This is a genomic window from Acidithiobacillus sp. (genome assembly GCF_023256195.1).
Lineage (GTDB): Bacteria > Pseudomonadota > Gammaproteobacteria > Acidithiobacillales > Acidithiobacillaceae > Acidithiobacillus_A.
The window spans coordinates 25,082-34,931 of record NZ_JAGDWX010000020.1; the positions used below are offsets into that span (position 1 = coordinate 25,082).

Here is a 9,850-nt window from a genome sequence, read left to right on the forward strand (position 1 = left end):
ACCATCATGGCAACACATGCAGATCCACTCTATGGCGTCAAAACCGGCTGGCGCGCCGAATCCATCTGGTCGGAGATGCTCGCCGAATTCTTTGGGTGCTTCGTTCTGCTCGCCTTTGGCGCCGGCTGCGTCGCGGTGGCAGTGGTTGGTCTGACGGAATCCGATCGTACCCTGGTGATCTTCCAGGGCGCCGGTGGTTGGATGCTCATCGTCTGGGGCTGGGCCTTTGCGGTGATCATGGCCATCTACGTGGCAGGCGGGGTGACCGGCGCACACATCAATCCCGCCGTCACCCTCGCCTTTGCCATCAAAGGGGATTTCCCCTGGCGCAAGGTCCTCCCCTATTGGATTGCCCAGGTTGCCGGCTGCTTCATGGGCGCGGCCATCGTCTTTCTCGACTACTTCAAGGCCATCAACGCCTGGAATCTGGCCCACCACGTAGCCAGTCGCGCCGACCCTTCCGGCATGACCACCTTCAGCATCTTTGCCACCTTCCCGGCGGCCTACTACCAGAACCAGATGGGTCTCGCCCTCCTGGATCAGGTTATCGCCACCTTCTTTCTGGTGCTCTTCGTCTTCGCCATCATCGACAACATGAACGTGGGACCGAGGTCCAATCTGGCGCCGTTCATGGTAGGCCTGGCCGTTGCCGCCATCGGTGCCTCCTTCGGTACCGGCACGGGCTATGCCATCAATCCGGCCCGCGACTTCGGGCCGCGCCTCTTCTGCTGGCTGGCGGGCTGGGGGCCCAATGCCTTCCCCGGCCCTCACGGTTACTGGTGGGTGCCCGTCCTGGGTCCCTTGATTGGTGCGAGCATCGCGGTTTTCGCCTACGATTGGTTCATCAGCCGCACGCTCTGCGCCCGCGCCAAGCTGCTTCAGGAACGGCAGCCCCACGTCGAGCAGCACGGCCTCGGCTTCAAGCTGGAGAAGCTGCAGACGGCGCTGGAGGAGGTCCGCAAGGAAGTGGACGCGCGCAAGGCAAAGGAAGGAGCATCGCAATGAAAGCCCTCATCAATCGGCCCGAAGACATCGTCCGGGAAGCCCTGGAAGGCATGGCCCTGGCCCACGCCGACCTCATCCGGGTGGAGCAGGATCCGCGCTTCGTCCTACGCGCGGACGCTCCGGTGCAAGGTAAGGTCGCCCTCGTTTCCGGCGGCGGCTCCGGGCACGAACCCATGCACGGTGGTTTGGTGGGCCCCGGCATGCTGGACGCGGCTTGCCCCGGCGAGGTCTTCACCAGCCCCACGCCGGATCAGATCGTTGCCGCCGCCCAGGCCGTGCACGGCGGTGCCGGCGTACTGCTCATCGTCAAGAACTACACGGGCGACGTGCTCAACTTCCAGATGGCCACAGAGCTCCTGGCCGACGCCGGCATCCCCACGGAGACGGTACTCATGGACGATGACGTGGCCGTTACCGACTCCCTCTACACCGCCGGTCGCCGCGGTGTGGGCGCCACGGTGCTGGCAGAGAAGATCTGCGGTGCCGCCGCAGCAGCCGGCCTGCCCCTGGCGCAGGTCGCCCGCATCGGCCGCGAGGTCAACGCGTCGGCCCGCTCCATGGGCCTGGCCCTCAGCCCCTGCACCAACCCCCAGGCGGGCCAGGCCAGCTTCACCCTCAAAGACGACGAGGTCGAGTTCGGGATCGGCATCCACGGCGAACCGGGGCGCAGCCGCATCCCCATGGCGTCAGCGGATACACTGACACAGATGCTCCTGGAGCCTATCCTGCAGGATCTGCCCTTTGCGCGCGGCGATGAGGTACTGCTGTTCACGGACAGCCTGGGCGCTACTCCACTGCTGGAACTCTACATCGTCCACCGCGCCGCCGAGCAGCTCGCCAACCAGCACGGCCTCAAGGTGAGTCGTCGTCTGATAGGCCCCCTCATGACCAGTCTGGACATGGCCGGTGTGGCCCTCACCCTGTTACGCCTCACCCCGGAGTTACGGGGCTACTGGGATGCACCGGTGCGCACACCGGCGCTGTGCTGGGGTCTAGCGCGATGACGACCACTCTGGACCCCGTCTTGGAGCAAAGTCGCCTGGAACGCTGGTTGGATTGCGTGCAGACGCGTCTGGCCAGCGAGAAAGAATCCCTCAATGCCCTGGATGCGGCCATCGGCGATGCCGATCACGGTAGCAACCTCTTTCGCGGCTTCAGCAAGGTCCAGGAAAAACTCCAGAGCGCGCCACCCGAGGACATCCCTGCCCTTTTCAAACTAGTGGGCATGACTCTCATCGGCTCCGTGGGCGGTGCATCCGGCCCCCTCTACGGCACCTTTTTCCTGGAAACAGCGAAAGCTTTACCCCAGGAACGCAAAAGCGTCGACCTGCAAACCCTTGCCCAAGCCCTCACGGCAGGACTTCAGGGCCTGCAGCGCCTGGGTAAGGCGGAAAAGGGCGACAAAACCATGGTGGACGCTCTCGCCCCCGCCATCGAGCGCCTGCAGCAGGGTGCCGATCTGAGGGCGGCCGCCGCAGCGGCACGCCACGGCCTGGAGGCCACCATACCCCTCATCGCTCGCAAGGGCCGAGCCAGTTATCTCGGGGAGCGCTCCCAGGGGCACGCCGACCCGGGCGCTGCATCGGCGACCCTCTTGCTGGAGTGCCTGGCGCGTGACGACGACAGCGCCGCCTGAATTCCAGGCGCGGCAAGGCAAGGTCGCCCTGCTGCTGGTAGGCCACAGCCGGCCCATGGCCGAGGCCCTATTGACCCTGCTACGGCAAGTGGCCCCCGAGCTGCGGGTGGGCATCGCCGCCGGTGCGGGCGAGCGGGGCGAGGAACTGGGCACGGACGCAACCCACATCCTGAGCATGCTCCAGGAGCTGGACAGCCCTGCCGGGACCGTGGTCCTGCTGGATCTGGGCAGCGCACTGCTGAGCGCGCAAACCGCCATCTCCCTACTGGACACGGATCCACAAGGGCGGGTCACCCTCTGCCCCGCTCCCTATGTCGAGGGTGCCCTGGCGGCGGCCATAGCAGCGGCGGGGTGTAGAGACGCCCAACAGGTCTGCCACGAGGCGCGCCAGGCTCTTGCCAGCAAGGTAGAGCAGCTGACACCCGCCGACCCTGCCACAGCGCCGCAGGCGTCGGCACCCCGTGAATCGTCCGGCTCCGAGCACATCCAGAACCTTGCTCAGGCAGAGCTGACTCTCACGGACCCCGCCGGTCTTCACCTCCGCCCTGCTGCAGCCCTCCTGCGCGCTGCGCAGAAGGCCGACGAGGGCTACCTCGCCCGCGCGGGCAGCGACCGTCTCATTCCACTGGACAGCCTGAGCCGGCTGTTGCGCGAAGAGCTGCGCCAAGGAGAGAGAATCCGCCTCTACGCCGGTGGTGCCGATGCGCGAGAGCAGCTTGCCGCCATGGTGGCGGCGCTCAACTCCACCAACCCGGATGGCTCTGGCCAAGCCCCGGCCGTGGCGGCCACCGAGGCAGAGCCCCTAGGCACCCGACCGCGCACAGCGGTACCGGGTCGGGCCATGGGACCCATCTACACATTGCGGCAGCCGCAAGCTTTTGCCCTGCCCCCTACCGCCGACGATCCCGAGGCGGAGCTCGCCCGGATCCACAAGGCCTGGGCACAGGTAGAGGGAGAACGGCCGCAAGGCGATATCCTCGCCGCGCAGGGACTCTTTCTGCAAGACCCGGCGCTGCGGCGCGAGACGGAACATCGCATCCGCACCCAAGGGCTCAGCGCCCCCGCCGCCTGGATCGCCGCAGTACAGACGGTCCGCACCGAACTGGAGCGCATCCGCGACCCTATCCTGCGCGCCCGCCTCAGCGATCTGGATGACCTCAGCCTGCGGGTTCTCCAGGCCCTGGGGCTCGCTGCGGAATGGCAGCTGCCCGATAGGAAGGGATATATCCTCCTCGCCGACGATCTGCCGCCCTCCCTTGCCCGCAGACTCTCTCCGGACCGGGTGCTGGGGGTCTTGGATCGCCGCGGCGGCCCCCGCTCTCACGCCGCCATAGTGCTGCGCGCCGCCCATATCCCTTACCTGGTGGGTCTGGGTGCGATAAACGTGGCCGATGGTACCGAGGTCGCCATGGATGCCGATACCGCTCAGTACTGGATCGACCCACCCGCCTCGGTGCGCGCCACCTTTCTGGCAAAAACCCACTCAGACGCGGATCTGCAAAGCAACCACGGCGATCTTGGGCAACTCACGTTCGAAGACGGGAGCGTCGTCGAGCTCTGGGCCAATGTATCCAGCCGCGCCGAGGCGGAACAGGCCGCCGCCCTTGGGGTAAAGGGGGTGGGACTGCTGCGCAGCGAAATGCTCTTCCTGGGTGCAAGCCGAGCGCCTTCGGAGACAGAACAACTCCAGCAGTTCACGGAGCTGCTGGAGCCTTTGGGGCAGCTTCCCGTCGTCCTACGCCTGCTGGATGCCGGCGCCGATAAGCCTTTTCCATTCCTGCAGCTTGACCGCGAACCCAATCCCGCACTGGGCCTGCGCGGGATTCGAGCCCTGGAGCGTCGGCCGGACTTCTTTCACCAGCATCTGCGTGCCGTCCTACGTGCCGGCCATGGCCGCGATCTGCGCCTGCTGCTGCCCATGGTCACCATCCCCCAGGAAGTCGCGCGCACCCGCGCGCGCCTGGAAGCCGTACACCAAGAGCTGACCGCCGAAGGACTGGCGCACCGCTGGCCCATTCCCCTGGGGGTCATGGTCGAAGTGCCTGCCGTGGCGCTGCGCATCGACGATTTTGTCCCCTTGGCCGATTTCTTCTCCATTGGGAGCAATGACTTGGGCCAATACACCTGGGCCGTAGACCGCGAGCAAGGGGATCTCTGCGAGATCGAGGAGAGCGGGGGCGCCGCCCTACTGGAACTCTGCGCCAGAGTCGCGAGGCAGAAGCACAGGCCCGTTTCCGTCTGTGGCGAGGCCGCCGCCGACCCCAACATGGCCCGCACCTTCATCGCCCAAGGTATCCGTCGCCTGTCCATGGCGCCGGCGCTCTTGCCTGCCTTGGTGAGGGCTCTGCGGGGGGATGGCAAGCTCGGAAACTGAGTTTGGCCGGGTCCTCAGACCCTCTCCCGCATGCTGTGGTAAGCTGTTGCGCGATAGACCCTAGGAAACGCCAACCATGTCCCTCAGTGCCACAATGATCCAGACCCTTCACGACTTCACTCACAGTCCGGAAGTTCAGCCGTGACGCGGGTTGCGGCCTATCCAAAAGTACAGGGGATTTAGGCGGGTGCGGCTTCATAATTACGGTGGGGGTCGCCCCCGAGAGCTGGAACGCTGATGGCTGCCGCCCGTAATCCATCCCCTTGGATTCCTTGGTCTTTGGCTCTGGGAGACCTCTTGGCCTTCGCCCTGGCGGTCTACTTCAGCCGATTGTCCCACGCGTTTTACTACGGCGAGAGTCCCTTGCGGGTCCTGGCCAGTTGGTGGGGCAGCCTGGCCGAAGTCAATATCCTGCTTTTCCTTTTCCTTGCAAGTTTGGGCATCCTGGCCTTTCTCCTCAAAGGTCATTACGCCCGCCGCAAGGTCTTTTGGGACGAGGTGGGCGACATCATCACCGTCTTCACGGTGCTCCTCGGTCTCAACGCCGCCATCGCCTTCAGCGGCAAATGGCCCTTGTCCCGCCTCTGGCTCTTTTCCGCATGGCTCCTCGCCCTGCTCCTCCTGCCCGGTTTGCGCTTGCTGCAGCGCTGGATCTTTCGCCGCCTGGGGCTGTGGAGTCGCCCCGTCGCCATCATCGGCACCGGCGCCAACGCCCTTGAGGCCATGCGCGCCATACAAAGCGACACCCTGCTGGGCTACGAGGTGCGCTGGCTACTGAGCCCCGAAGAGATCCCGCCCAAGCCATCGCCGGCCAACGCCTTCCAACCCACCGTCCTTGCCCTCGGCCGCGATCCTCTGGCCACCTTGCGCACCCTCGGCAGCCCCCAGGTCGTCCTCGCCCTGGACAATAACCATTGGCAAATCCAGCAGGATCTCCTGCGCCTTCTGGGGCTCTATTACCCCAATCTTGCCATCGCCCCCGCCCTGCGAGGCCTTCCGCTCTATGGTCTGGAGGTGATGCACTTTTTCAGCCACGAAGTTTTCATGCTGCGGGTGCGCGACAACCTGGCACGACCCGGGCCCCGCCTGGTCAAACGCGTCTTTGACGTACTGACCGCAGCAGCACTCACGCTACTCTTGAGCCCCCTGCTTCTCTGGATTGCCTGGCGCATCCGCGCGGAGGATGGTGGGCCGGTGCTCTTTCGTCAAGAACGGGTCGGTCGCAATGGCAAGCCTTTCTGGTGTCTCAAATTCCGCAGCATGGTCCCCGATGCTGAGGCACGCCTGCAGCAGTACCTCTTGGAAAAACCCACTCTCGCCGCCGAGTACCAGCACAACTTCAAACTGCGCGATGACCCCCGAATCACCCGCATCGGTCGCTTTCTGCGCCGAAGCAGCCTCGACGAACTGCCCCAACTCTTCAACGTCCTGCGCGGCGAAATGAGCCTGGTAGGCCCGCGGCCGCTCCTCGCCCGGGAACTCAGCCGCTACGGCGACAACATCGCCTTGTACACCTTGGTGAATCCCGGCATCACGGGCCTCTGGCAGGTCAGCGGCCGTTCCGAGACCAGCTTTGCCGACCGCAGCAATCTCGACGCCTGGTATGTACGCAACTGGACACTCTGGTACGATATCGTGATTCTACTGCGGACGGTGCGCGTCGTGTTTCGGCGGGAAGGGGCCTACTGAATTGAGTTCCAAGCGCGCTACGGAGACTGCTGGCGATACACCCAGCTCGCCGCGCATCGCCCATTCGACCTTGATCAACCTCTCGGGCCTGCTGGTCCCCACCATTGTGGGACTCGTCACCGTCCCCTGGTATCTACGGCTCATCGGGGAGGTGCGCTACGGTGTGCTTCTCCTCGCGTTTACCCTCCTGGGCTACTTCGGCGCCTTCGATCTTGGACTCGGACGAGCCGTTGCACAGCGCATAGCACGTCAAGAGGACAGGGCAGAGCGCAACCGCACCTTCTGGACAGCGTTCATTCTCAGCGCGGGCATGGGCGTATTGGGCGGAATCATCCTCTATTTCCTCGGTCACTGGCTCTTTGCGGAGATTTTCCAGATACCAGCCGCACTGCGTGGCGAGGCCCAGAAGGCCATCCCCTGGCTCGCCGCCATTGTGCCCCTGATTGCCCTCATCTCCGTCCTGGCGGGCACCCTCGAAGCGCGCCAAGCCTTCCTCTCCCTCAATGTCAGCCAGATCATCGGCGTCATCGGCCTCCAGACCTTTCCGCTTCTGAGCGTCGTCCTCGGGCATGGCAGCATCGCCACCCTCGTCGCCGCCGCGCTCGCCGGACGCCTTCTGGGGGTATTGGTGATGTTCTGGTTGACGGCACTCAGGCTACCTTTCCTGGGGTGGCCGCAGCCGCAGCGCTCGGAGATCGGCCCGCTTCTGCGCTTTGGCGGGTGGGTGAGTGTTTCCGGTGCCGTCATTCCACTACTTACCATCCTTGACCGTATCCTCATCGGCGCGCGTCTCGGCGCCGCCGCCGTCACCGCCTACACGGTACCGTTCAATCTTACCCAACGTCTCACCTATCTGCCCTACGCCCTCAGCACCACCCTCTTTCCGCGTTTTTCGCAGGCGCAAGGGGAGGACGCTAAAAGGCTTTTGCGCCAAGCCGTCATCGCTCTTACCGCTATCCAGACCCCTTTCATCGTCCTCGCCATCCTGCTCATGCACCCCTTCCTCATCCTCTGGATCGGCGCGGACCTCGCGGCAAAGATGGCCCCGGTGGCCATCATTTTGCTGCTGGGCATCTGGATCAATGGCCCTGCTTATATCCCCTATGCATACATGCCCGCCCAAGGCCGTCCCGATCTCATGACCAAATTTTATCTGACAGAACTCGTACCGTTTCTGCTCATTCTCTGGGCACTGATCGCCTGGCTGGGCATCGTGGGAGCGGCACTGGCCTGGGCGATACGGAGCAGTGCAGACGCCATTTTTTGTTTCGTGGCCACGGGCACCACCAAAACCTACGGGCGAGCCATCAGCCTTACCTTGATCCCCGTCATCGCCGCCGCGCTCATCGCGTCTGTCGCGCTGCCCGCATCTCTGGTCATTCCAATGGGGGGGGCTATTCTCGCGGTTTCCCTGGGCACATCCTACTACCTGCTGCCGGTAGCGCTACGCGTTCGCATGACATTCTGGCGAAAATCCGCACTGTCTCCGCATTCCTCGGAGTGGTAACATGACCGCCCCCATGGACAGAATCAAAGCGGCCATCCGCAAAACACCCTTGTTTGGTCCGCTCAAGTGGCTTGCCGCACTCCTGGGGCGGAGCAGTTACCCCTTACCGTTCTCCCACACCTTACCTGCGGAACCATTTCTGGAACGCGCCATAGCACGTATCGGTCACGCTCCCGATCCGGATCGCCAGGAGGAAGAGTTTTATAGTTATTTTAGCGAAATATGGGCAGAAGGTTATGAACAAGGCCTGGCACAGCAGTATGCCGCCTATTTGCCTCATCTACCCAAAGGCCATACCTTGCCATTTCTAGATATAGGCTGCGGCGCCGGTGAATTTATCCAATTCTTGACTGCTCGTGGTATTCGCGCGCAAGGCATTGATAGCAATGCCACGGAGATCGCCAGGGCGAAAGAGCAGGGCCTTGATGCCTATTGTGCCGATGCCCTCAGCTATTTACATGAACATAACGAGTGCTTTTCCGGCATCTCGATGATCGAAGTTATTGAACATATTCCCCCAGAAGCTATCCATGCACTCTTATCAGCAGCCTACCGGGCGTTGGCATATGGTGGTGTGGCGTTGGTAGAAACCATCAACGTCAAGCACCCCATAGCTTTCCACAGTTTTTACACCGACCCTACCCACACCCGTCCAGTTCCATCGGATTTTTTGGCATTTCTAATGCAGTGGCACGGATTTCAAGACGTGCAGGTGATCTATACCACTCCGCTAGCCTTTAGCTATGAACAGTCCCGTGATCCTAGCAGGGCTTATTTTTCTTATGCGGTCATTGGACGCAAAATGGATGGACTAGCGTGTTGAGAGCCGCTATTAGAAAGTTGGCGCGCGCTTCGCTGACAAATCCCCGAGCGATCGCTATCGCTCGGAGGATTTTACGCCCGTTTCCTAAGCTCGAGGAAGAAGTGCGAGTTTGGGTTTACCTGCTCAAGAGAAGACTGATCGGCCAAAACCCAATTGTATTGGCATCCGACAAAAGCGCTCGTGATGCATGCACGGTGGCCTGCGAAGGTCACCGGCTTCTGATAGATATATCGGAACTGGTATTACGCGATATTCATACAGGCATTCAACGTGTCGTACGTAGCATCCTACAGGAGCTTTTGCGCAATCCTCCAGCAGGCTACGTCGTCGAGGCAGTATATGCGGACGCAGCAGGTCGACTCTGTTATGCGCACAGATTTCTCGCTAGTCTGTCCGATAAGAGTCCTCAAGAGCTTGACGATCCTCCGGTGGTGGTGAAGTCTGGAGATATTTTTTTCTGTCCCGACCTCCACTTGGCGTACCCCTTTCGCACGCTGGCAGTGTTGAGGCAGCGGGGATTACGTGTGATTTTTACCATCCACGATATCATCGCATTAAGTAATCCGAAATTATTTCCCAAGGCTTATAACATCGGTTTCTCAGACTGGTTTACTGGAGTGATGACGGTCGCAGATACAATCGTCTGCGTTTCTCGCGCCGTGGCAGACGAGGTTCAGGACTGGCTGAGAGAACATCCGGGCCAGCGCGATCGGCCCCTACCCATCGGCTACTTCCACTTGGGCGCAGACATCGAAGCCAGTAAACCCACCTTGGGCGTGGAGGACGAGGGTAAGGAGGTACTTGCCGCCTGTGCAG

The 9,850-nt window shown here is 62.5% G+C and carries 8 protein-coding genes; all 8 read left to right on the forward strand.

The features are described 5' to 3' along the window. Positions 1 to 6 precede the first annotated feature (6 nt). A complete protein-coding gene (locus Q0C23_RS04595) occupies positions 7 to 1,005 on the forward strand; it encodes an MIP/aquaporin family protein (protein WP_291511207.1) in 999 nt (332 codons plus the stop codon). Continuing rightward, positions 1,002 to 2,009, forward strand: a complete 1,008-nt coding sequence (gene dhaK / locus Q0C23_RS04600; RefSeq protein WP_291511208.1) for a dihydroxyacetone kinase subunit DhaK — start codon at positions 1,002 to 1,004, stop codon at positions 2,007 to 2,009. The genes Q0C23_RS04595 and dhaK overlap by 4 nt, the downstream gene beginning before the upstream one ends. Further along, positions 2,006 to 2,641, forward strand: a complete 636-nt coding sequence (dhaL, locus tag Q0C23_RS04605) for a dihydroxyacetone kinase subunit DhaL (protein WP_291511209.1) — start codon at positions 2,006 to 2,008, stop codon at positions 2,639 to 2,641. Before dhaK ends, dhaL begins: the two co-directional genes overlap by 4 nt. After that, positions 2,619 to 5,015, forward strand: a complete 2,397-nt coding sequence (locus Q0C23_RS04610; protein ID WP_291511210.1) for a phosphoenolpyruvate--protein phosphotransferase — start codon at positions 2,619 to 2,621, stop codon at positions 5,013 to 5,015. Before dhaL ends, Q0C23_RS04610 begins: the two co-directional genes overlap by 23 nt. A 237-nt stretch (positions 5,016 to 5,252) precedes the next feature. Further along, positions 5,253 to 6,704: an undecaprenyl-phosphate galactose phosphotransferase WbaP gene (wbaP, locus tag Q0C23_RS04615; protein ID WP_291511211.1), complete on the forward strand. Its 1,452-nt coding sequence runs from the start codon at positions 5,253 to 5,255 to the stop codon at positions 6,702 to 6,704. A gap of 1 nt (position 6,705) precedes the next feature. Then, complete coding sequence (locus Q0C23_RS04620; protein ID WP_291511212.1) at positions 6,706 to 8,211, forward strand: flippase; 1,506 nt, start codon at positions 6,706 to 6,708, stop codon at positions 8,209 to 8,211. Between the two features lies 1 nt (position 8,212). After that, a complete protein-coding gene (locus tag Q0C23_RS04625) occupies positions 8,213 to 9,034 on the forward strand; it encodes a bifunctional 2-polyprenyl-6-hydroxyphenol methylase/3-demethylubiquinol 3-O-methyltransferase UbiG (RefSeq protein WP_291511213.1) in 822 nt (273 codons plus the stop codon). After that, positions 9,028 to 9,850, forward strand: an 823-nt coding sequence (locus tag Q0C23_RS04630) for a glycosyltransferase (protein WP_291511214.1), incomplete at its 3' end; no start/stop codon positions are given. The genes Q0C23_RS04625 and Q0C23_RS04630, both read left to right, overlap by 7 nt.